The organism is Alishewanella longhuensis (genome assembly GCF_014653435.1).
GTDB classification, from domain to species: Bacteria; Pseudomonadota; Gammaproteobacteria; order Enterobacterales; family Alteromonadaceae; genus Alishewanella; species Alishewanella longhuensis.
The window spans coordinates 168,524-192,201 of record NZ_BNAO01000004.1 but is presented as its reverse complement, the minus strand read 5'-3'; the positions used below and the strand labels follow the sequence as shown (position 1 = coordinate 192,201).

The window sequence follows — 23,678 nt, the reverse complement described above, 5'->3', positions numbered from 1 at the left end:
TTAGTCAGACTGCGGCTGCACTAATTGTTCTAAAAAAAACTCTAAATGCCCTGATGCACTACTTGGCAGCGGCCACTTAACCGCTTTTAGCGCCAATGTCTTAATTGCCATACTAGCAGGAGTTTTCGGAAAGGCTTCAATAAAAGCTTTTTGTTTGCGTGCCGCTTTTCGCACATTTTCATCATGCGGCACTGTTGCAACTAACTCTAAACTCACATCCAAAAACCGGTCTGTTACCCGGGTAAGTTTAGCAAATAATTCGTGCCCTTCTTTCAGGCTGCGTACCATATTGGCAACAATTTTGAATTTATCTACACCATGATCCCGGCTAAGTATTTTCATCAAAGCGTAGGCATCAGTGATGGAAGAGGGTTCATCGCAAACCACAACAAGCACATCCTGTGAGGCCCTGGAAAAGCTTAATACCATATCCGAAATACCAGCAGCCGTATCTACTAATAACACGTCAACCGGTGTTTGTAACTCGCTAAAGGCTCTAATTAAACTGGCATGTTCCACTTGAGAAAGCTCAGTCATATTCTGACTACCCGAGGTGGCAGGGACAATCTTGATACCAAAAGGGCCTTCAACCAGAATATCATCCAACGAGGCTGTTCCTGCGAGTAAATGTGAGAGGTTTTTTTCTACTCGAAGCCCTAACATAACGTCACAATTGGCCAAGCCTAAATCGGCGTCCAGAACCAGCACCTTTTTACCCAACTGAGCAAGTGCCATAGCAAGGTTAAGGGTAACGTTAGTTTTACCTACGCCGCCCTTACCACCGGTTACTGAGATTACCTTCACCATTTGTTTCTTCATTTGTCTTAGGCCACTGGCTTGATCATCTGCTATTACATCGTCACGCATAAACTGCTTCTACCCGGCTAGAATCATCTTGATACCATTGATGCGTATCACCACTGTGTTGCTGGCGTAACTGCTCAGCGTCCTTCACCAGGGTAACGGCATCGGCAATACAAATATCCTCTGGTACACGCTGGCCGTTGGTCAGATAGCTAACAGGCAATGCATTTTGGATAGCAACATTTATTACCTCACCTAAGCTAAGACACTCGTCCAACTTGGTGAAAATACAACCAGACAAACCGATCCGTTTAAATTGCTGTACGCTTTCTTGCATAACTTTAGCTTGTGCTGTTGCAGACAATACCAGATAACTTTTTATTTTAACACGAGAATTGTGTACTAAAGACGCCAGTTTCTCAGCTAGCCGAAGATCGCGCTGACTCATGCCTGCCGTATCGATTAGAATAAGTTTACGCTGTTGCAACTGATTCAACAATATTGATAGCTCTTCACTGTCTTTCGCTTGCTTCACTGGACAACCAATAATGCGCCCAAAAGTCGCTAATTGTTCAAAAGCACCGATACGAAAACAATCGGTAGTGATTAAAGCCACCTGATCAACGCCATGCCGTTTGGCAAAACCAGCTGCTAGCTTAGCAACCGTTGTTGTCTTACCCACACCAGTTGGCCCGACCAGTGCAATAATACCACCTCGACGTAAAATATCGTCGTTTGTCGTTGTCAGTTGACCACTTAGTAACTCTAATGCGGTATCCCAAGCATCGGCTGCATTTAAATCATCTGGCATAAAACAAGCTAATTGATCAGCTATTTGCTCTGATAATCCTAATTGCTTTAAGTTTTCGATCACTAAGGCACGCACCGGCTCTTTACGCGCCAAATCCTGCCACATTAATCCAGATACCTGATGCTGCAATAGCTGACGCATGGAGAGCATTTCATTTTGCATCTGGGCAAATTGCTGTTGCATGAGTTGTGCCTGTGCTTGCTGTACTTTGCTTAACTCCTGCAACTGATTTGGCATAGCACCACTCATCATGCTGCTATTGTTGTCATTGTTTTGACGCTCAAACTGTGTCGCTCGACTAACTTTCGGCTCTGTCAATTTTGGCTTTGTCGTTTGTGCCGCAGCAATATCGCGACCTTGCTGCTTAATCATTTGCCTGGCAAGTAAAGCACGTAAAGAGTCGGCTGGCTCAGCGTCACTTTGATCGTCGACTTTAATGTCTAGTCTTGGCTCAGCACGCCTGGTTACTGGTGTAATATCTTCTGCCACCACCTTTGCCGGCGCGCTCTGCCGAGGTTTGACAGCTGCTGGCTCTGCATCTATGGCTGCCACTATCTCAACACCCTCGGGGACTTTCTTATTCGACAGAATAATGGCATCAGGTCCAAGAAACTCTTTAACGTCTGCCAGGGCGCTGCGCATATCTTTGGCAACAAAGCGTTTTATTTTCATGAGTTACTCCTAGTTCGACTGGCCAATTACACTGACAATGCGAATCTGTTTGTCGTCTGGTATTTCCTGATAAGACAACACTCGCAATCCTGGAATAGTGTATTTCACGAATCGTGCCATAACTGTGCGTAAAATTCCTGACGTTAGCATTATCGCACTTTCACCGCTTAGTTCCTGATTCTGATGCGCTTCCTGTAACGATTGTTGAATGCGGTCAGCCAGCCCAGGTTCTATGCCAGCACCGTCATTTCCGGCAGCCTGCATAGACTGATGCAGCATTTGCTCAAGCTCTGGCGCAAAGGTAATAACCGGAATTTCTTGCTTACTCCCCACGACCTCTTGCACTATTAAACGACGCAGTGCAATACGACAAGCAGCGGTTAACACATCGACATCCTGACTCTTAGCGCCATATTCAACCAAGGTTTGCACTATGGTTCGCATATCGCGAATAGGAACCCCTTCATGCAATAAGTTTTGTAACACTTTCACGACTGCGGTAAGCGGCAGGGTATCAGGTACTAAACCCTCCACTAATTTGGGTGAATGCTTCGCCAACATGTCTAGCAGATTCTGTACCTCTTCATGGCCAAGTAAGCTTGCAGCACTATTGGTCAGGATTTGGCTTAAATGAGTCGCAACGACCGTTGCTGCATCCACCACGGTATAGCCCAAGGTTTGCGCATGTTCCCGCTGATCTTTACTAATCCATACCGCATCCAGGCCAAAAGCGGGATCTTTAGTCGCAATACCTTTCACAGTACCGAATACCTGGCCCGGATTAATCGCCAATTCGTTGTCATGTCTTAATTCACCTTCACCATTTGTTACGCCCATTAACGCAACGCGATAGCTGTTAGGTTCTAAATCCAGGTTGTCACGAATATGCACAGGCGGGATCAGGAACCCCAGTTCCTGTGATAATTTTTTACGAACACCCTTAATGCGATTAAGCAGTTCGCCGCCTTGTGCTTTATCTACCAGCGGAATCAGCCGATACCCCACTTCTAAACCAATGGTATCTACACCTTGTACATCATCCCACCCAATTTCTTTGACTGTTTGCAGCTCGGTTCTTTGCTCACCACCTGCCGCAGTATTTTTGGGCATCAGCTGTGTAGCTTTGGTCGTGGCCAACCGTTTTACATAAAAAGCAACGCCACCTAATAAAGCCGCTAGAGTCAAAAAGGCAAAATGTGGCATGCCAGGTACTATGCCCATTAACGTCATCACCCCTGCCGCCACGAAAAGGACTTGGGTATTATCACCAAGCTGGCTGGTCATTTGTTTACCCAAATCACCTTCTTTATTTTGCCGGGTAACAATAATGGCAGTACCGATAGAAAGCAGTAAGCCGGGGATCTGCGCCACTAAGCCGTCACCAATGGTCAGCAAGGTATAGATTTCCATTGCATCACCAAAGCTTAAGCCATGTTGAATCATACCGATGAAGAGCCCACCGATAAGGTTAATCACTAAAATAACAATACCGGCAATGGCGTCACCTTTTACAAATTTACTGGCACCGTCCATCGAGCCATAAAAATCAGCTTCACTGGTGACTTCTTCACGACGAGCTCGGGCTTCTTCTTGCGTAATTAACCCGGCATTCATATCAGCATCAATCGCCATTTGTTTACCTGGCATCGCATCTAAGGTAAAACGGGCGGATACTTCGGCAATACGCCCCGCACCTTTGGTCACCACCACGAAGTTGATAATAATCAAGATTAGGAATACCACGATACCCACAGCATAGTTGCCGCCGATCACTACGGAGCCAAAGGCTTCAATAACTTTACCCGCGGCATCACCGCCATTGTGACCTTCTAGCAATACCACCCGGGTACTGGCAACGTTTAAGGCTAAACGCAGAATAGTTGCTACGAGTAACACGCTGGGAAAGATACCAAAGTCCAGCGGACGCCTAGTGTAGACGGTGACCAGTAACACCACCAGCGCCAGCGCAATATTGAACGAAAACAACACGTCTAACATCAATGGTGGTAACGGCAGGACAATCATTGCCAAGGCGGCCACGATCAATAATGGTGTGCCTATACCTTTTAAGTGCTGTAAGTGGGACTTGTCAAATTTGCTGAAAAACTGGGGTAACTGCATGTAAGACCTGACAATCTGTTGACGGACTGCTATGCATTAGCAAAAAACGTTCCAGCTCTACTGTAAGCTAAAGACATTGCCGCTGTTCGCTGAATAATTCAACACCGTAAAGCGGCTCTTTAGCTATCTTAATGCCGGAAATCTTCTGGGATTGGCAACTCTTTTGCCAGGTTTTTCGGCCGACTGCCTTTACCTTTACGATACATCTTCAATTGATAGACGTAGGCAAGTACCTGTGCCACAGCAGCAAATAGCTGTTCAGGTATTGGATGGTCAAGCTTAGTGGTGTAATAAATTGAGCGGGCCAGTGCTGGTGATTCCAATACCGGGATCTTATGCTCGTTTGCTATTTTACGAATATGCATCGCAACTTCATCAACCCCCTTGGCGACTACAGCTGGAGCGCGGAATTTGCCCTGATCATATTTAAGCGCTACCGCATAATGTGTGGGGTTGGTTACAATTACATCAGCGGTAGGGACTTGTTGCATCATTCGTTTCATCGACATCTGCATTTGCGTGCGGCGAATACGGCCTTTCGTTTCAGGACTACCCTCGGAGTTCTTATGTTCGTCTTTGATTTCCTGCAAGGACATTTTTAATTGCTTAACGTGATTCCATTTTTGATAAGGTGCATCAACCAGCGCGATAATAGAGATACTGGCACACAGCCCCAAAAACAACCAGCCCAGAAAATACAATGCCGATTCGATATTATTGGGCTCACTCATTAAAGACAGCGCCATAATATCCATAAAAAATACGTTTAATAGTAAATAGGCCACTCCAATCACAACGGCTACTTTTAGGATACTTTTGCCAAGCTCTACCAACGCCTGTAAACCGAACATGCGTTTAAAACCTTTTAGCGGGCTCATTTTACTCGCTTTTGGACCTGCTGCTTCCCAACTGAAATTAAAGCCTCCGAGCAAGGTATTACCAATAAAAGCAGCTAGTAAGATAAAAAAGAAAATCCCAGCCATCGGCCAGGCGAGTTCTCTGCCTACTTCTCCCCAGGCACTGAACATCGAATTTGTCTCAAAAATATCTTTTTGGTCAAGACGCAACATCCTTTGCCCTATCGTGAGCACTGATAGAGCAAGCATTTTGCCAAATATCAGCAAGGCGGCCGCACTACCAATCAATACAAAGGCAGTACCCAAGTCTTTTGAACGGGCTATCTGGCCTTTTTTCGCTGCGTCTTGCAGCTTCTTGGGGGTGGGCTGTTCGGTTTTTTCGCCGCCGGAACCTTCTGACATCTCAGCCTCCTAACAGCCAATCAATCGACAGCTGTAATCTATTACATGCTGCCACTGTTTATCATAGTGGAATAAAAAGGTATCTAAAGTCAGCCACAGAATTAACAAACCAGATAACATCGTTATCGGAAAACCGATAGAGAAAATATTCAGCTGCGGTGCGGCACGCGTCATAATACCGAAAGATAAATTGACCATAAGCATAGCGACAATAGGAGCAAGCGCTATCGCCAGAGCAGTAGCAAACATCCAACCGCCAAACTCAAGAATAGTCCAGTAGCTAGTCACATCCCACCATTGTCCAGTAATAGGTAAGGTGTCAAAACTGAATACCAGCATCTGAATCATAATCAAGTGACCGTTAAAGACAAAAAATAACAAGGTCGCCAAAATTAAATAAAACTGGCCAATTGCTGGCACTGTCATACCACTGGCCGGATCGGCCATAGAAGCAAAAGCCAAACCTGTTTGTGTTGCTAACAATTGACCAGCTAACACAAAAGTATTGATAAACATTAAAGAAATAAAACCTAAAGCAAAACCTATCGTCAACTGCAGCATGACTTCTAGTACCATCGCCAAAGAAATAAGGTCTGGATATACGGTTTTTGGCAACATCGGCATCATGACTACAGTAATCAGCAGCACCAGCCCCGTCTTGATACGTGTTGGGATATTACGAACGCCCAGGCCTGCCATAATCATCAACATGCCCGATACCCTGCACAGGGGCAGTAAAAAGTCGGCAATAGCCTGCATCAAGGTCGCCATTAGAATTTCCATTTAGGCAACTCCGCTAGCCCACTACTTGTGGAATGCTTTGATAGAGCTCGGTAGTATAATCTATGATCACCCGTACTAACCAATGTCCGCCAAAAATCAAGGCTAATAAGGTAACAATCAAACGCGGTAAAAAACTCAATGTCTGTTCGTTGATTGAGGTTGCCGCTTGGAAGACCGCAACCACTAAGCCAACAAAAAGTGAAGGCAAAATAATAGCGCTAACTAGCAAGATCACAATAAACAACGAATCTCGCAATACGTCTACAAAGGTTTCTGGGCTCATGTACCCACCCCATAACTTGTTGCTAGAGTCCCCATCACTAAAATCCAGCCATCAACCAATACAAACATCATTAGCTTGAAAGGCAGTGAAATAATCATAGGTGAGAGCATCATCATACCCATCGCCATTAATACGCTGGCGACAACCAAATCAATAATCAAAAACGGAATAAACAACATAAAACCAATCTGAAAGGCGGTTTTTAGCTCACTGGTGACAAAAGCAGGAATGACCACCGTCATCGGATAATCTTGTGGCTGTTCTGCAACATCTAAACCCGCTATTTGAGCAAAGGTATCTAAGTCTTTTACCCTGGTTTGATGTAGCATAAAAGCCTTAATAGGGATTATAGCGGCGTCTAATGCTTGAACAGGGGTAATGCTCTCTGCGATATAGGGCTGTATGGCTTGTTCGTTAATCGTTTTAAAAACCGGTGCCATAATAAAAAAGGTTAAAAATAAGGTAATACCAATTAACACCTGATTAGAGGGAGTTTGTTGTAAACCTATGGCTTGACGCAAAATGGCTAACACGACAATGATACGGGTAAAGCTGGTCATCATAATGACCATCGCAGGAATAAAGCTAAGCGCCGTCATAATAGCTAACACTTGCAGTGTGACGCTATAAGACTGAGATCCATCCGCATTGGTGGTGACGGTTAAAGCCGATAAGGTAGTATTATCGGCTAGAATATCGCTACTAAATAGCATTAGCACCACTACAAACAACAATCGCAACATAGAAAAGCTTACTTTTTCAGGAATGATTGCAACTGTGTATGAAAATCTGATGCCAACTTTTCTTCTGGAAGAGGATTTTCTAATTCGAACAGCAAGTTGATGCTTTGTGGTGTCACCCCAATCACTCGCTGTTTTCCTTGTATTTCAATAACTAAGATGCGTTCTCTCTGACCGAGCGGTAAGGCGCAAATAACTTTAATTTGTCGGTTGCCTGGCATGCGCAAGGACAATTTCTTAAACATCCAGCCTAATCCCAGCACCAACAAAATGACTAGCGCCAGAGAAATGACGATTTTTGCTAACGTCATCGTTGAGTTGTTGTTATCGGTCCCTGGGTGCAACACACTCTCACGTGATAGGCTCCCAGACTGCGTCTTCGTTTGCTCTGGTTCTTCACCAACACTCCTCGCCTCGTTTATACTGTCTTGCTGCGAAGCATTTGACGAAGCACTCTCTACTGTTTCGGCCGCAACAGATTGCGCTGCTACCAGAGTAAACAGTAATCCTAAAACGCAAACTATCTTACCAAGCATCCTCAGCATTAGCGTAGTTTCTTAATACGCTCAATCTGGCTAATCACATCCGTCAGGCGAATACCAAACTTGTCGTTTACCACAACCACTTCACCATGCGCGATGAGGGTGCCATTAACTAAGACATCTAAAGGTTCACCAGCGATCCGCTCTAACTCAACCACCGAACCCTGGTTTAGCTGCAATAGATTACGAATACTAATTTTGGCGCGACCTACTTCCATCGAAATGGTCACCGGAATATCTAAAATAGTATCAAGTTTCCGCTTATCAACTGCGGAGTCACGATCATCTTGTAATTCCTCTAACTCAACTGCTTTGGCATCCGTTTCAGCTTCAGCCATAGCCGCTGCCCATTCATCCATCGTATCTTGATCATTTGCCATGAGATTTACCTTTTATCCCGATCATTAAAATTTAAATCGGCTTCTAACTCAGAAATATCCGCATCATTGTCTAAACGTCGGCCTCCTTTTGTAAAAACCTGCATTTCGGATTTTACAGATTCAGGACGTTTAATTTTCTCAATAATTTTTAATGCCACATTATCGCGTGAACGCCCCATTTTCGCCCGGAAGGTCGGTAATTCTTCTATCATTACCGTAATATGCTCGGGGATATCAATAGGAATAATGTCACCCGCTTTTAATTCCATAATGTCACGCAAGGTTAAATCGACATCGAGCATTTTGGTACTCAGGCCAACCTTTACATCCATAATTTCATCTCGCAAAGCCTTAGACCAGCGTAAGTCAGTATCTTCCTTATCGCTCTGCACACCGGCATCTAATAGCTCACGAATCGGTTCTAGCATCGAATACGGTAAGGCAACATGGAAATCACCACCTCCGCCATCGAGTTCAATATGAAATGAACTAATGACCACCACTTCCGTTGGACTGACAATATTAGCCATCGCCGGGTTCACTTCCGAATCCAAATATTCAAAGGACACGTCCATTACCGGTGCCCAAGCTTCTTTATAATCTTCGAAAATTAGCTTAAGCAGCATTTGAATAATACGTCGTTCGGTTGGAGTAAACTCTCGGCCTTCAATTTTGGCATGATAGCGACCATCGCCGCCAAAGAAGTTATCGACCAGGATAAAGACCAAACGCGCTTCCATGGTGATTAAACCAGTACCTTTTAAGGGACGAAAACGCACCATATTTAAGCTAGTAGGGACGAATAAAGTATGCACATACTCGCCAAACTTAATCATTTGCACACCATTAATCGATACTTCGGCAGTACGCCGCATCATATTAAATAAACTGATGCGCATATGGCGGGCAAAGCGTTCATTAACCATCTCCAGCGTAGGCATCCGGCCGCGTACAATACGATCTTGTGACGAAAAGTCGAATTGCATCGTTTTGCCATTTTGACCAGCATCGGACGATTCAATGTCTTCTTCTTCAACCTCATCGACACCATGTAACAGCGCATCAATTTCATCTTGCGATAGTAAATCGGACACGTTTGCTCACTCTTATTGCATAACAAAACCGGTAAATAGCACTTCGGCCACTACCACAGAACCCACCACATCTAACATAGCGCTTTGTAATTCAATTAATGCCCGGTTTTTTAACTCTTCTTTACCGGTGGCAGAAATCAACTCATCCGCGTTAGCTGCACTAAAGGTTGCCAATAACGTACCTTCGATTAATGGAATATGTCGTAATGCCAAAGCTTGGTTTGCATCACCACGCACCATCAACTGTACTCTGATTTGTACTAGCCGGTCACGTGAGGCACCAGCAACATTAAATACAAAGGGCCTCGGTAATTGTACATACAAGGCGGTACCTTGTGCGCTGCCCGTGGCAGAAGAAGCCACATCACCTCCCGATTCAGAAAGGACAGTTAAATTGTCAGATTGTTGCTCACCACCTAAAAAGAAGAAATAGCCAGCTGCAGCAGTGATAGCTATGACAAGTACACCGATAAGCAGTATAAGCTTCTTCTTCGTTGTACCTTTATCTACAATTTCTAAATCATTATCTGCCATGAAACGAAGGCTCCCAAAGCTGTCAAAAAACTGACTAAAGTAATGCCATTATGCTCACTCGTCAGGGGGTTTGTAAACGAAAAGCAGAATGCCCCATGCAGATTGCGCAATTAAGCGTAATAATCAACCAAGCGATCGCTATGTTTAACCTGAATAGATGCCATTTGCCCCAAATCCTCTTGTTCAGCTACTTGTCCAGGCTGTTGTTGTCCTGACTGCTGCCCCGTCGATTGCCTATCATCTTTTGCTTGTTGCTGTACCTGCCCCTCACCCAATTGCATACCCTGTTGCTGTAACAATTCCCTTAGCCTAGGCATTTGTTGCTCTAACAACTCTTTAGCATGCTGCTGCTGCACGATAAACTGCACCGACGCCTGCTCTTGCTGCAAGTTGATCCTGATTTGCATCTGGCCAAGTTCAGCAGGATCTAACCGGATTTCAGCAAATTGTACATTTTGGCGAACCATCAATTGCACTCGCTCGCGCAATTGCCCCGCGGCGTCTTGTTGTTGTAAGTTGAGTTGCTTTAACTGCGCCGCTAAGCTCGGCGCTGTTGCAAGGCTTTGAGGCCGGTTTAGCTGCTCTAACACGCTGCTAAATTGCTCAGCTCGGTACAACGGATTAATGGTTTCAGCCGTGTTATTAAGCGTAGCAGTCTGGGTTAATGTCGGATTTTGAGAACTACTTTGCTGTAACGTTATTTCTAGCCGATTAAAATGATACTGGCGGTTCTCTTGGCGCTGTTGATGTTGCTGTTCAGGCTGTGATCCTTTCTCTGCGGTATCAGCTGTCGCTTTTATCATATTCTGTTTGCTGCTTTCACTTCCCGAATATTCCGCTGCGCTTGAGCCGGCCTTATTAGCATTAGTGTTGGTGTGAGTCGCGCCGCCGAGGGCTGCAAGCTCTGCTTGATGTTCATCCGAATTTCTCACATTTTTTTGCTCTGCTTGCTGCTCTATACTTACACCACGAAGTATTGCGGCTTCGTCTTGCAATTTGGATGTCGCCCGAGCTGCAGCAGTCATCTCTTTAGGTGACTTACTTTGGATGTTATTATTTACAATAAAAGACGCATCTAACGGCGGTTCGTCTCCACTGGCCGCGCTTTCTTGCAGTAAACCAGTGGACTCTGGATCATTACTCTTAGATAACGAGATTTTAATACCTGCAGCAATAGCATTGTCGGTCAAATTTGTTGGGCTCTTTCTTTCGCCAACGTCACCAGGTGCAGCTGGACTACGTTGCATATGACTATCAGAGGCAATACCCGACTTTAATGCTGTTGTACTGTTTATGTCAGTCAGCGTCTTTACACTGGATAATGTTTCAGAACTCTCTTGCGTCTTTTTAAGATAACTATTGGTCAGTTCAGATTCGGCGGCTTTGACTTTAGGATCATTTGCTAAAGCTGCATTTTTATTTTCCAGTAGCATGTCTGATTTTGCTTCAGTCATCTGAGCAATACCCGAGGAGTTTTCTGACAACGTTACCGGTTGTCCCATCGAAGCCGATTGCTTAGCCTGTTGTTCATAGGATGCTAGCTGATTACTAGTGTTTTCAATACCACTTGGTGCCTTTTCGAAAGCAATGGCTGTTGTCTGATTTACTTTAGATGAGCCCAAGAAGGATTGATTAATATCCATGACAGGCTGATTAGTAAGCGGACTCGCTCGGTTAGTTGAAGTACTTTTAGATATAACTGTTGTAGTTTCAATGCCTTTGATTACTTTCTCAGGATTGTTAATATAAACTAACTCCGTCTCTGGCACTAAAACTTGCTGGTTTATTTTAGAGGTAGAAACCTCTTTGGGTTCAACTAGCAACTCATTCTTGTATTGTATTTCTACACCAGAAGACTTAAGCGGGGGCAACACATCTGAATCAGCAACATCAAGCGGGGACAATAAAGCGTGGATAGATTCTCTCGGCGAAACAAGTATTTCATATTCTAGAAGCAAAGCTTTCTCACTTGATGTATGGCTGTCAAGCAACCTTGGCTCTACTGTTAACATTGGGGTAATTTCTGAGTATGTATTATCGAAACCTGCGTTAACTCTATCAAGTTGTGCAGCATTAGTAACAAACCCTGCAGCTTGTAAAAGTGTCGAGGGCTCGGCTTTTTGACGTAGTAACGTACTTGCGTCACTTGCTTGACGAATTAATCCTAACCATTGATCTGCCGAACTTTCGGCAGCATCAGCAAGCTCGGCTGAGGAGTCCCCTGTGGCTCGAGGTATCGTGGCTGTCTTAGGTACTTCAGCAGCGCTTACATTAGGCGCATTATTAGTAGTGGCTTCTTTACTCACTCTATGTTTCGAAGATTGAGATGCGGCAACAGTTTGCCCTTTGTTCGGCGCTTTGTTTTGTTGTTCACCCTCTAATACCTGGCTAAAAGCGACAGCTTGCTCACTGTAAGCCATAGCTTGCCGCTCAGGTACAACCACAGCACTATCAGCCGTTGCGTGTGAATCTAGCCCATTAAACAATAGGGAAAACTGTAAGCCTTGCGTCATTTTTACTCCGCCTTACATCTAATTTGTACTTTATCTACGATTTAGCATTCAAAAACTGCGCCACTTTTTAATCAGTTGTAATGTTAGCAACCACAGCTCAATGCTATCCCCCTTGCTCAGCAATTTGTTGCCTTTGGTAAAAACGTTGCGACGCATATTCATCCGCCAGTTTTTGCTGTTGTCTGTCGGCAATTAGCTGCGTTTTAGCTTGCGCTTGCTCAACCAACTTCTCCAACCCCTTGCGCTTAGTTTGCATCTTTAACCAACTCTGCCGTCGCTGCTCAGCAGCATTACGGCTTTGTTGCACCACTCGCCCTTGTTGCGTTAGAGCCTGATCTAACTTGCTAATAAAACTGACGTATTGATTAAATTGCCGTCCACCTAAACCAACTGAACCTTGTTGTAAGCTTTGCTGAATATACTCGGTACGATAGTTGGCTAAACCCTGATATTTTTGCTCTGCCTGTAGATAGAGTTGCTGCGCTCGCACAAATTGTGCTTGCAAGCTCTCTTCCCGTTCTTTTTGCACTTTGATTAATAATGCTAAACGCTCTGTAATCATGCATTGGCTCGCTTAGGTTGAGGGGCTAACTGACTTAGCAACGTTAGGCATTCATCATAAGGCACAATTTCTTTCATGCCTTGTTGTAAAAATTGATTTATCCGTGGCAGCATACCAATCGCCAAATCAAGCTGCGGATCGCTGCCTCGTACATATGCGCCTATAGCAATTAAATCTTTACTTTGCTGATAACTGGCATAAAGCTGTTTAATACTGCGAGCCATTAATTGATGTGCTTCACTGGTAACCGCTGGCATAACACGACTAATCGATTTTTCTATATCTACTGCGGGAAAGTGGCCGGCATCGGCCAGATCACGTGATAACACTATGTGACCATCCAAAATGGCTCGCGATGCATCGGCAATCGGATCCTGTAAATCATCACCTTCAGATAAAACGGTGTAAAAAGCGGTAATTGAGCCCTGAGCACCACTACCATTTCCTGCCCGTTCCACCAGAGCAGGTAATTTAGCAAACACAGAAGGTGGATAACCTTTAGTAGCAGGCGGTTCACCTACCGCTAAAGCTATTTCACGCTGCGCCTGCGCATAGCGGGTAATTGAATCGATCAATAACAAGACATCCATGCCCTGATCCCGAAAATACTCAGCTACTTGCACCGCAGTTTCACAACCTTTTAAACGCATTAGCGGAGAAACATCCGCGGGGGCCGCAATCACAACGGAACGCGCTTTACCCTCTTCTCCCAGAATTTCATCAATAAATTCTTTAACTTCACGACCACGCTCACCGACTAGCCCCACAACAATAACGTCAGCCGCCGTGCCGCGCGTCATCATCCCTAGTAACACGCTTTTACCAACACCAGAACCCGCGAAAAGCCCCATTCGCTGACCTTTGCCTACTGTAAGAATAGCGTTAATAGAGCGGACACCGACATCAAGCGGTTGTTTAATGGCACGACGATGCAACGGATTAATGGGTCTGCCTTTACCGCTAGCATACTGTGTGGCGATAACGGGTCCCTTACCATCTAAAGGTTTGCCAATACCATCGATAACCCGGCCAAGTAGCGCCATACTGAGGGGAACACCTTTGTTCTGCAACAATGGCGTAACACGCGCACCAGGCACCACGCCATCAATATCATCTTGCGGCATTAAAAACACCCGATCTTGAGCAAAACCTACGACCTCAGCCATAATTTGACCACGGGCACTGTCCACAAAACAGGTCTGGCCAATAGCAGCGCTGCAGCCTGTCGCTTCTAACGTCAAACCGACAACTCTTACCAAACGGCCGGAAACGGCGGGGCGACTCGCATGAATATGTTGCTGTTGCTGTTGAACAAAGTTTATTAAGGCAGCGCTATCCACTATACATTACCTATGTTGGCTACTCACGTAGCCCGAGAGAGGTTATTCTGCTATCGATTGATGCAGGAAGTGTTCCAGACTGCTTTGCAGCCGTTGTGTCAAACTTCTGTCAACACTGGATTTTTCTGACTCGACTAAACAGCCACCGCGCTCTACTAAAGGTTCAGCTCGTAATTGCCAATGTCGCTGTTGTAGCTCCGAGTCAGAATAATGTTCACGAATTACTGTCAGATCGTCAGGATGTAACTTAATTAGCATGTGCTCTGTATTCAGAGGTAATGCAGCTGTTGCCTCATGTAATGCCTGTAAAACGATAGTGGGATTAGTTTTCACTTCCACACCGATCACCGCTTTTGCCATCGCTAACGCCAATTCGGTAAGCGCTAGCTCTACCTGTTTATTCAGGCCGGCCAACGGTTGCTGCAGTTGCTCAAGCAGTTGACTCACTTGCGATAGCTTAGCTTCAATCTCAGGTTGTACATCTGAAAATGCCTGTTTCTTACCCTCTGCCATACCTTGCGCAGTGCCATCTAGCAAACCTTGCTCGCGACCTTCTTGATAACCTTTACCAAAGCCCTCTTCTTTACCTTCCGCGAACCCTTCATCGTAAGCAGCTTGGCGCAACTGCTCCATATCATCGGCCGTCAGAGGTTTAAACTCTGGCTCAGCCAGGCTCTCTGCACTGGCTGCTGTTACCTGGGGCGGGCGGCGTAAATTGAGCGCATTAGTTTGGCCGGCCTGAAGTTCTGTATCAGCTGATAAATCCAGTGTTTGCCAGGCCTCTATCGCTTCAGTAACCTCTGCATCAGGTGAAAACGGTTTCTTGTAGCGAAATGCATCAGTGCTCATTTTTCACCTGACTATTAAACAAACTCTTCACCACCACCGCCACCCAGCATAATTTCACCTGCATCAGAAAGCCGTCTGGCAATAGACAAAATTTCCTTTTGTGCAGCTTCCACTTCACTGATCCGCACTGGTCCCATGGCTTCTAAATCATCTTGCAACAATTCGGCGGCTCGTTTAGACATATTTTTAAGAATTTTTTCTTTTAAGTTTTCATCAGTGCCTTTCAGAGCTTTCATTAAGATGTCTTGTTGTACTTCACGCAGAACAGTCTGAATACCACGATCGTCTACATCAATCAGATTTTCAAATACAAACATCAGATCCTGAATTTGTTGAGCCATTTCTTCATCGTGTTCGCGGATAGAATCCATCAACTGACCTTCAAGGTTGGTATCCAGATAGTTTAAGATATCCGCAGCCGCTTTTAAGCCACCCATTTTCGCGGTTTGCGCACCGGCTTGACCTGCAAATTGTTTCTCCATGATCTCATTTAATTCTTGTAAGGCTGCAGGTTGCACTTCTTCTAAATTGGCAATTCGCATTGTTAAGTCTAAGCGGACTTTCTCAGAGAATTGTGACAAGATTTCTGCTGATTGCTCCGGTTCCAAATAAGACAATACAATTGTTTGGATTTGCGGGTGCTCGTTGCGAATAATATTGGCAACTTGTTTCGAATCCATCCACTTCAATGAGTCTAAGCCTCGGGCTCCCCCGCCAAGCACAATTTGATCTATCAGATTAGCGGCTTTCTCTTCGCCCAAAGCCGCCGTTAAAGCGCGCTTGATAAATTCTTCACTTTGGAAACCGATGGTGCTGAAATTCTGTATTTGCTCAATAAAACGACGATGCACCGCCGCGATCTTAGCCTGGTTCAAATCCGTTGTTTGCGCCATCGCCATACCAACCCGCTGCACTTGCTTTGGCTCTAAGTGCTTTAAAATCTGGGCCGCGTCTTCTTCTGATAAGCTTAGTAGCAAAATGGCCGCTTTTTCTACACCATCAAGCTTGCTGATATCGAAGGTTTTAACCTCTTTGTTCTCACTCATCTTCAGCCAACCAATTTTTCACTACTAAGGAGGATAGTTCCGGCTCGTTCGCCACCAAGGCACGCACCGCTCTTAACAAATCTTCGTCACCATGTAAGTCTGGTAACATTAGGGTACCATCTGCTGAGAAACCAACTGATTTTTCGTCAAATTGACTCATCCCTAAATCGTCGTCATCACCTAAATCTAAGCCTTGGGTTAAAGCGTGCTCATTGTAAGCATCAACGGTTTCAGCTGGGTTCATCAGCTTTTTCAGCATAGGCCGCACTATACCCCAAAGCAACACAATGATAACTAAACCGCCCATCACCAACTTAACAACTTGTAAAAACCAATCTTGCTGATAAAAAGGTATCGCAATTTCCATTTCAAGCTGTTCGCGAACAAAGGGCACCGAAATAACTTCAATAGTATCACCACGCTGGGCATCGAAGCCTACGCCACCTTGTAATAAACGGCGAATATTCTCTAGTTCTGCCTGCGCTCGGGGTGTTGGTACCGCTATACCATCTTCACCTATGTTACCAGGACGGTAATCAACTGCCACTGATACGCTCAAACGGCGAATCACGCCACTTTGTTGACTAGTATGGCTGATCGTCGTGTCTAACTCAAAATTACGGGTCGCTTCCCGATGGTTCCGACCTGGCACAACAGCTTGAGCACTCGCGCCAGTCGCTTGCTCAGGAATCGATGAAGGCATTGGCGGTTGGTTTGATAATGCCCCAGGAACACCACCACTGCTGCCGCCGACACTGCTTTCTTCAATAACCATTTCACTACGAATAGCTGGCAAATCAGGATTAAACCTTTTTTGTGTTTGCTCAACAGCAGTAAAGTCCATCATTAAGTCTACTTGTGCCGTGTAATTCCCCATCCCTAATACCGGCATTAAAATCGAGTCAACCTTTTGACGATATTCATCCTCCCTACTGCGCTGGATCTCTAACTCGCGACGATTACGCGCTGCAGAACCGTCTTGTGAGCCACTGTTTAACAGGCGCCCGCTTTGATCGGTAACAGTTACCCGGCTTGGCTCTAGCCCCTGCACGGCAGAGGCAACTAAATCAACAATAGCATCAACCTCACTATCCCGAATCACTCTACCGCCACGCGCTGTGACTAATACCGTTGCAGAGGGTAACGCTTGTTGCCGGGCAAAAACGTTTTCTTTCGGAATGGCCAATAATACCCTGGCTCTGGCAATGCTTTGCAGTTCTTCTATAGTTCGAGCTAATTGTTGTTCGCGGCTATGCTTTAAGCGCTCCATCTCTAAACGTTGACTAACACCAAAACCGCTATCTTGCAGTAAAAATTCGGTACCTAATGAAGGCTCCTGATTTAACCCGGCGCGAGATAAACTTAAACGCACATCTTGCAAGGTATTTTCAGGCACAAGAATAACGTTCCCTTCTAATTTATACTTAATTTTTTGTAAGTCTAAATGATCCAGTGTTTGAATTAACTCTTGGGTATTGTAAGTGCCGAGTGGCCGCATTTCCGGTGCCCTAGCCCACAGAATAATCAGGATGGCTATTGCCAAACAAATCGTCAGCGCCACGACCAGTGTAATTTGCCGGATTAAATCACCACCACCGCCAAACGCATTTAAGAGCCCACTCTTGTTTTCTGTTGGGGCTTCATTATTAAAATCGGTGTTGGTTAAAGCCAACTCTGTAGATTGATTCTCTGCCACTTTACTTCTCCTGCTCAGGCTACGGCTTTAAGTTAAACCGGCATCGACATAATTTCTTTGTAAGCTTCAACCACTTTATTGCGAACCTGCACTGTGGCTTCGAAGGCTAAAGAGGATTTTTGTGAAGCGATCATCGCTTGAGCGAGTGATACTTTAGGATCGCCCAGCTCAACGGCGTTTCTCAGCGAACTGGCGTGTTGTTGCATATCATTAACTGACCCCAGCGCATTTTTAAATAAGGTGGAAAAATCAGACTGACTGTTATTAACGGCTTTAACGGCCATATTGGCATCAGCTTCGATAGGCAAAGCCCGGGCCTGACCTGCCATCGCCTGCATTTGGGCATATAACGCCTGACCTTTGATTTCCATAATACACCTGTCAAAAAATTGCTGTCTAAAACACTAGCTAGGCTAAAGCAGAAGTTATGCCAACAAATTTAAATTTTTAAATTAATATTTAAAATAGTAAAAACAGGGAATTAGGCTTAAGGTTTGCGCCAAAAGCCAATTAAAAGTAGGGTAAAACAGAAAGCTAAATAGGAAGCACTGTAAAAAGTAGCATCAGGCAGGCATTTCAATACCCGACTCGCGCATCCGCGCTAACTTATAACGCAGGGTGCGATCGCTAATACCGAGTTTTTGTGCCACGTCTTTTCGTTTAAAAGCGCAAGCCTGCATCGTTGCCAGGATAAGTTTATGCTCTTGCTCATGGATCTCCGCTTTAAAATCGGTAGTCCCCTGAGCTGCAGCATCGGCTGTCAATGTAAGCTCTGCGGCAACACGGCCTGTTACAATATTGCCAGTAACAGGCAGTGGCTCAGCCTCGACCAAGATATCGTCGAGCCCAATCTCATTACCGGGTTGTAAAATTAATGCTCGTTGTATCACATTATCAAGCTCCCGCACATTACCAGGCCAGGAATGTAAGCTTAGCCTTGCCGCGGCTGCCGCACTTAGCCTTACAACACCCCGTTGTTGTTGCACACAGTGCCGCTGCAGTAAATGTTGAGCTAAAGGCACGATATCAGCGCTACGTTCTGCCAGTGCCGGCCAGCGCAGTGGAAATACATTTAACCGGTAGTAAAGATCCTCGCGGAAAATACCGGCAGTGACAGCTTGACGTAAATCACGATTGCTCGTTGCTAAAATGCGGACGTCCAACTTGATAGTTTTACGCCCACCTAAACGCTCGACCTCTCGCTCCTGGAGTACTCTTAACAATTTAGCCTGCAAGTTAAGCGGCATCTCACTGATTTCATCTAACAGTAGAGTCCCCCCCTGAGCTTGTTCGAATTTCCCTGGACAGGCGGCTATAGCACCGGTAAAGGCGCCCTTTTCATATCCAAATAACGTTGATTCCAACATATTGTCTGGGATAGCTGCGCAGTTTATCGCTACAAAAGACGCACTCGCCCTGGACGATTGCAGATGGATATACCGGGCTAATACCTCCTTACCTGAACCACTGGGCCCGAGAATCATCACACTGGCATCTGACTGTGCAACCCTTGCTGCTAGCACAAGCAAGGCTTTACTCTCTGCAGCTTCAGCGATAGGCACAAACTTCGGCCCTTCCTCAGGCACCACATAACGACTCACTGTTGTTACCAAAACCTCGGGAGAGAAGGGTTTTGACAGATAATCAATAGCCCCTAGCCGAATAGCCTCAACCGCATCCTGGACGTTAGCATAAGCTGTCATCATTAATACCGGTAGCGCTGGATGTTGTTCGCGTAGTGTTTTTAGCAACGTAAGTCCGGAAACAGAACCCATTTGCACATCACTAATAACTAACTGCACCCGTTGCTTTTTAAGTAGCAGCAGCGCTTCTTCAGCACTGGCAGCAGCGCTTACCAGATAATTTGCCAATAGCAGCGTGTCCGTTAAGGCCTCGCGTAAGCCTGCATCGTCCTCAACAATTAAAATCCGGATATCAGACATGCGCTAACTCCTCGATAACTGGCGGCAACATTGGTTTACCATTATTTGGCGTGGATAATTGTTGGTGCACAGGTAAAACAATTTCAAAACAGGCACCTTTTTGTGCAAGGGTATTCTGATGATTGTCGATATAGCGGACTACGCCCTGGTGACTGTGAATAACGGCTTGTACAACCGCTAACCCTAAACCACTACCTCCTGCCTTACGGCTGAAAAAAGGTTCAAAGATGTGTGGCTGTATTTCGACTGGAATGCCTGGGCCATTATCGCTGAATTGTAAAACGACCCGCTCACGATCGACTTGCTGTGTCAGGTAAATTTTTGCGCCAACAGCTGAGGCTTGCAAACTATTTTGTAGTAAGTTTAGCAGTGCTTCAACTAAGCTGGTTTGATTTCCTAGCAGTAAAACCTCAGGTTGCGTCAGTTTAATATAAAGTTGTGCCCCATGCTGTTCGATCAGTGCTTCACTACGATTTTTCAAATCATCACAAAGCTGCTGCAAACTTAGCGTGTTTACTGCTTGCGCGGTACCTGAGCGAGCAAATAACAGCATATCGTTAACCTGTTGCTCTAAGTCATTTAACCTGGCAATCAGTTTCTGCTGAAATTGCTCACGGGCAACGGCAGTTAATTTTGGACTGCTAAGGTTTTCTGCATAGAGCAAAGCAGAAGATAGTGGCGTGCGGATCTGGTGGGCTAAAGTTGCCATCATCTTACCCAGGGTAGAAAGACGCTGCAAATGACTAAGACGATGCTGCAGCTCACGCGTTTCGGTAAGATCAGTTAACACAATTAACTGCCCGGCTTGTGGCGCCAGCGTGCTAATGGCAATTTTAACCCGACGGCCGTCTGCTAGCGACACTTCTAAGCCATCGTCGATACGCGGTCTGAAGCAACGATTTATCACATCCAGCCAGCGTTGGCCTTGTAATGGCTCACCCAGCATATCGATCGCAACCTGATTTGCCTCAGCGACAAGACCACGGCTATCGAGCAAAATAACGGCAGAGGGTAAAGACTGGATAATATGATGTAGGCCTGGCTGATTGGTGCCATTACTCACTGCAGGGGCAGCTAACCAAGGTAACGCCGTACCCGTATGATTATCATCATAATGTACTTTAGCGAAATTTACCGACATGATAGCGCTCCACAATTGTATTACAGCAACAATAAGCGGTTACAATGCAGGGAGCGTGCCATGACTATCTATATGATTATCAAAAAATTAAAAAGTCAAAAATCTGACAATGTTATTTTTTATTCTTCTTTGCCTAAGTTGTACTTGCGCATTTTCTCTACCAGTGTCGTACGGCGTAGCCCTAATATCTCTGCCGCTCTGGCAACGATATAATCATGTCGCTCCAGCGCCTGCGAAATAAAACGGATCTCCAATTCTGCTAGGAATTCTTTTAAATCCAAGCCGTCGTGCGGCAGATCTTGTGCTAGGTAACTGACACTCTCGGCAGATACCGTCGCAAAGGTAACCTGCATTTCAGCCTGCTCGTCAGCTTCTTCCGTTTGAAACAAGGAGTTTAGTAAATCACGCTCTTGCAAGGCTTCCGGATAAACAGGTTGATAACTGTCAACCTCCAAATGCTGATACTTTTTAGGCAGCTCAGCAATGTCCACAGTTTGATCAGGATACATAATCACCATGCGCTCTAACAGGTTACTCAGTTCACGCACATTACCTGGCCAGTTGTGTAACTTAAGGCTTTCTAAAGCGCGCTCGGTAAACTTCACCCTTGCTTGATGCGACTGATATTGGCGGGTCAGTAGTTCATTAATCAATAATGGTAAATCATCCGTACGCTCACTCAGTGCAGGTGTTTCAATGGGGAAGACGTTTAATCGATAGTATAAGTCTTCCCGAAAACCACCTTCCGTAATCATGCTTTCTAAATCACGGTGGGTGGCCGCAATAATACGTACATCGGCTTTCAGGATCTGGGTGCCCCCTACTCGTTCAAAAATACGTTCTTGCAACACCCTAAGCAACTTTACCTGCATAGGTTGTGGCATGTCGCCAATTTCATCCAAAAACAGTGTACCGCCTTGCGCTAATTCAAAGCGACCTTTGCGGGTAGAAATAGCGCCGGTAAAAGCGCCTTTTTCATGACCAAATAGCTCACTTTCTAATAACTCTGCCGGAATGGCACCGCAGTTAATCGGTACAAAGGGACCACTGGCACGGTTGGACAGTAAATGGATATTGCGCGCAACCACCTCTTTACCCGTACCCGATGGCCCTAACACCAGCACATTGGCTTCGGTTTTGGCTACTTGCTGAATTAAAAACCGGATTTTTTGCATGGCTGGGGTTTGCCCAACCATACCATCAAATTTGAGCTGGCTGTCCTGGATTTTATGCGTTGGTAATAAGCGGTGATACTGCTGCGCATCGCGCAATAATTGCGTTAAGCTGGCATAGGCAAAAGGCTCGCTAAGCACCCCAATGACATTGGCATGTTCCAGCAAAAACGCCAAACTGTCGCCAATCACTATAAAAGCACAGGCAGGAAATTGTCTGATCAGCGCAGCTGGCTCCAGTGATGCGGTAGCACCAAGCACTACGACAGATTCAGGATAAAGTTGTAATTTATCTTTAACCACATCAGCATCTAATTGCTGGTGAGTCTCACCGATAAAACTAAAGACTGTAGACAAGCGCTCAGCACGATTGGACTGCAAATCAAAAATATAAAGATTGGGGATATCTGACATCAGCGCACAATTTATTAGTGTTATTTGTTTTTATTGTACAAGCTGCAAGCAACCTTGCAAGGTAAACCGCTATTTTTTTGACGCTACGTCAAAAAAATAGCGGTTTAATAGCCAATTAAGTCAATAAAGAGAGCGCTTGTTCGGACGAAACGCGGGCTTGCATTGCAACGTTGATAGAGCTTTGTGTCAAAATATTATTAGCTGCTCGTTCACTACTCGCTTTGGCGAAGTCCAAATCAGCAATGCGGGAGCGGGCCTCCGCCGTGGCGGCTTGTTGACCAGCAGCAAGATTAGCTGCACTTTGCATGGCATTGATGCTAGCTCCAACCTCTGCCTGAAAAGCACCGAGTTGCTCAGAAGCGTTACGAATAGTGCTCAGCGTATCATTGGCTGTCGCAGAATTCGTTAAATCCAAGTTAAAGATATTTTGGCTCGCCAGCACAGAGCCTAAGTCTTGTGTTTGTATATTTAGCGAGCTTGCACCGGCACTAAAAGCCAATTTGGCGTCAGTAAATAATGGCCTACCAGCAAACTCGCTATTAAGGCCTTGTTGAATATTCGCCAAATAACCATTCGCTTCAGCTTGCAAAGCCTGTTTATCTGCGGCACTGTAAATACCATTACCAGCAGCAATGGTTAATCGCTCAAGCTCTAACACGTTGTCATTAATACCTTGTAAAGCTTGATCATAGACTCTGGCAAAAGCAATACCGTCCGCTAGATTGCGCTGCCCCTGTTGTTGTGCATTAATTTCGCTACTAAGCCGGTTGGCAATTTGCAAACCGGCTGCATCATCAGCAGCGCTATTAATTCGTTTCCCCGCAGCTAATTGCTGAGAAAGCTTTTGTTGTTGCTGCAAAACGCTATTTAGCATGTTTGTGTTGGGGGTATTAATTTTCATAGTGACCTCTTGCTAAATCTATGTTTAAAGCTTAGCTACTGCTGACGTTTTACTCAACTTTTTAGCCGTATTAACCGA

Annotated in this window: 22 protein-coding genes; all 22 read right to left on the bottom strand. The window is 45.3% G+C overall.

Translation table 11 applies throughout. The features are described from left to right. A complete protein-coding gene (locus IE163_RS09955) occupies positions 1-867 on the bottom strand; it encodes a MinD/ParA family protein (protein ID WP_189432779.1) in 867 nt (288 codons plus the stop codon). Continuing rightward, on the bottom strand, positions 860-2,287 hold the full coding sequence (gene flhF, locus IE163_RS09950; RefSeq protein ID WP_189432777.1) for a flagellar biosynthesis GTPase FlhF: 1,428 nt from the start codon (positions 2,285-2,287) through the stop codon (positions 860-862). Before flhF ends, IE163_RS09955 begins: the two co-directional genes overlap by 8 nt. A 9-nt stretch (positions 2,288-2,296) precedes the next feature. Next, entirely contained in the window at positions 2,297-4,408 is a 2,112-nt protein-coding gene (gene flhA, locus IE163_RS09945; protein WP_189432775.1) for a flagellar biosynthesis protein FlhA, read from the bottom strand. A gap of 128 nt (positions 4,409-4,536) precedes the next feature. Next, positions 4,537-5,667 (bottom strand): flagellar biosynthesis protein FlhB, encoded by a 1,131-nt coding sequence (flhB, locus tag IE163_RS09940; protein ID WP_189432772.1) that lies wholly within the window; start codon positions 5,665-5,667, stop codon positions 4,537-4,539. A 9-nt stretch (positions 5,668-5,676) separates the two neighbouring features. Beyond that, a complete protein-coding gene (fliR, locus tag IE163_RS09935; RefSeq protein WP_189432770.1) occupies positions 5,677-6,450 on the bottom strand; it encodes a flagellar biosynthetic protein FliR in 774 nt (257 codons plus the stop codon). Between the two features lie 13 nt (positions 6,451-6,463). Continuing rightward, positions 6,464-6,733, bottom strand: coding sequence for a flagellar biosynthesis protein FliQ (gene fliQ, locus IE163_RS09930; RefSeq protein ID WP_189432769.1), 270 nt, complete (start codon positions 6,731-6,733; stop codon positions 6,464-6,466). Then, positions 6,730-7,446 carry a flagellar type III secretion system pore protein FliP gene (gene fliP / locus IE163_RS09925; protein WP_373297890.1) on the bottom strand — a complete coding sequence of 239 codons (717 nt, stop codon included), beginning with the start codon at positions 7,444-7,446 and terminating at the stop codon, positions 6,730-6,732. Before fliP ends, fliQ begins: the two co-directional genes overlap by 4 nt. 38 nt (positions 7,447-7,484) lie before the next feature. Next, the gene (gene fliO / locus IE163_RS09920) at positions 7,485-8,018 is read right to left on the bottom strand and encodes a flagellar biosynthetic protein FliO (protein WP_189432765.1); all 534 of its coding nucleotides are present in this window, start codon (positions 8,016-8,018) and stop codon (positions 7,485-7,487) included. Continuing rightward, positions 8,018-8,395, bottom strand: a complete 378-nt coding sequence (gene fliN, locus IE163_RS09915; protein ID WP_189432763.1) for a flagellar motor switch protein FliN — start codon at positions 8,393-8,395, stop codon at positions 8,018-8,020. The genes fliO and fliN overlap by 1 nt, the downstream gene beginning before the upstream one ends. Before the next feature lie 5 nt (positions 8,396-8,400). Next, positions 8,401-9,489: a flagellar motor switch protein FliM gene (fliM, locus tag IE163_RS09910; RefSeq protein ID WP_189432761.1), complete on the bottom strand. Its 1,089-nt coding sequence runs from the start codon at positions 9,487-9,489 to the stop codon at positions 8,401-8,403. 12 nt (positions 9,490-9,501) lie between these two features. After that, positions 9,502-10,023, bottom strand: coding sequence for a flagellar basal body-associated protein FliL (gene fliL, locus IE163_RS09905; RefSeq protein WP_189432759.1), 522 nt, complete (start codon positions 10,021-10,023; stop codon positions 9,502-9,504). A 110-nt stretch (positions 10,024-10,133) separates the two neighbouring features. Next, on the bottom strand, positions 10,134-12,536 hold the full coding sequence (locus IE163_RS09900) for a flagellar hook-length control protein FliK (RefSeq protein ID WP_189432758.1): 2,403 nt from the start codon (positions 12,534-12,536) through the stop codon (positions 10,134-10,136). 103 nt (positions 12,537-12,639) lie between these two features. Beyond that, positions 12,640-13,098 carry a flagellar export protein FliJ gene (gene fliJ / locus IE163_RS09895; RefSeq protein WP_189432756.1) on the bottom strand — a complete coding sequence of 153 codons (459 nt, stop codon included), beginning with the start codon at positions 13,096-13,098 and terminating at the stop codon, positions 12,640-12,642. Continuing rightward, positions 13,095-14,441 carry a flagellar protein export ATPase FliI gene (gene fliI, locus IE163_RS09890; RefSeq protein ID WP_189432998.1) on the bottom strand — a complete coding sequence of 449 codons (1,347 nt, stop codon included), beginning with the start codon at positions 14,439-14,441 and terminating at the stop codon, positions 13,095-13,097. The genes fliJ and fliI overlap by 4 nt, the downstream gene beginning before the upstream one ends. A 39-nt stretch (positions 14,442-14,480) precedes the next feature. After that, positions 14,481-15,287, bottom strand: a complete 807-nt coding sequence (gene fliH, locus IE163_RS09885) for a flagellar assembly protein FliH (RefSeq protein WP_189432754.1) — start codon at positions 15,285-15,287, stop codon at positions 14,481-14,483. A 14-nt stretch (positions 15,288-15,301) separates the two neighbouring features. After that, entirely contained in the window at positions 15,302-16,333 is a 1,032-nt protein-coding gene (gene fliG, locus IE163_RS09880; protein WP_189432752.1) for a flagellar motor switch protein FliG, read from the bottom strand. Next, the gene (fliF, locus tag IE163_RS09875) at positions 16,326-18,029 is read right to left on the bottom strand and encodes a flagellar basal-body MS-ring/collar protein FliF (RefSeq protein ID WP_189432750.1); all 1,704 of its coding nucleotides are present in this window, start codon (positions 18,027-18,029) and stop codon (positions 16,326-16,328) included. The genes fliG and fliF overlap by 8 nt, the downstream gene beginning before the upstream one ends. 32 nt (positions 18,030-18,061) lie before the next feature. Then, the gene (gene fliE, locus IE163_RS09870; protein ID WP_189432748.1) at positions 18,062-18,400 is read right to left on the bottom strand and encodes a flagellar hook-basal body complex protein FliE; all 339 of its coding nucleotides are present in this window, start codon (positions 18,398-18,400) and stop codon (positions 18,062-18,064) included. Between the two features lie 192 nt (positions 18,401-18,592). Then, positions 18,593-19,972, bottom strand: coding sequence for a sigma-54-dependent transcriptional regulator (locus tag IE163_RS09865; RefSeq protein ID WP_189432746.1), 1,380 nt, complete (start codon positions 19,970-19,972; stop codon positions 18,593-18,595). Continuing rightward, positions 19,965-21,113, bottom strand: a complete 1,149-nt coding sequence (locus tag IE163_RS09860; RefSeq protein ID WP_189432744.1) for a sensor histidine kinase — start codon at positions 21,111-21,113, stop codon at positions 19,965-19,967. Before IE163_RS09860 ends, IE163_RS09865 begins: the two co-directional genes overlap by 8 nt. A gap of 119 nt (positions 21,114-21,232) precedes the next feature. Then, entirely contained in the window at positions 21,233-22,699 is a 1,467-nt protein-coding gene (locus IE163_RS09855) for a sigma-54 dependent transcriptional regulator (RefSeq protein ID WP_189432742.1), read from the bottom strand. A 115-nt stretch (positions 22,700-22,814) separates the two neighbouring features. Further along, positions 22,815-23,600 carry a flagellin gene (locus IE163_RS09850; protein WP_189432740.1) on the bottom strand — a complete coding sequence of 262 codons (786 nt, stop codon included), beginning with the start codon at positions 23,598-23,600 and terminating at the stop codon, positions 22,815-22,817. Positions 23,601-23,678: the final 78 nt, after the last annotated feature.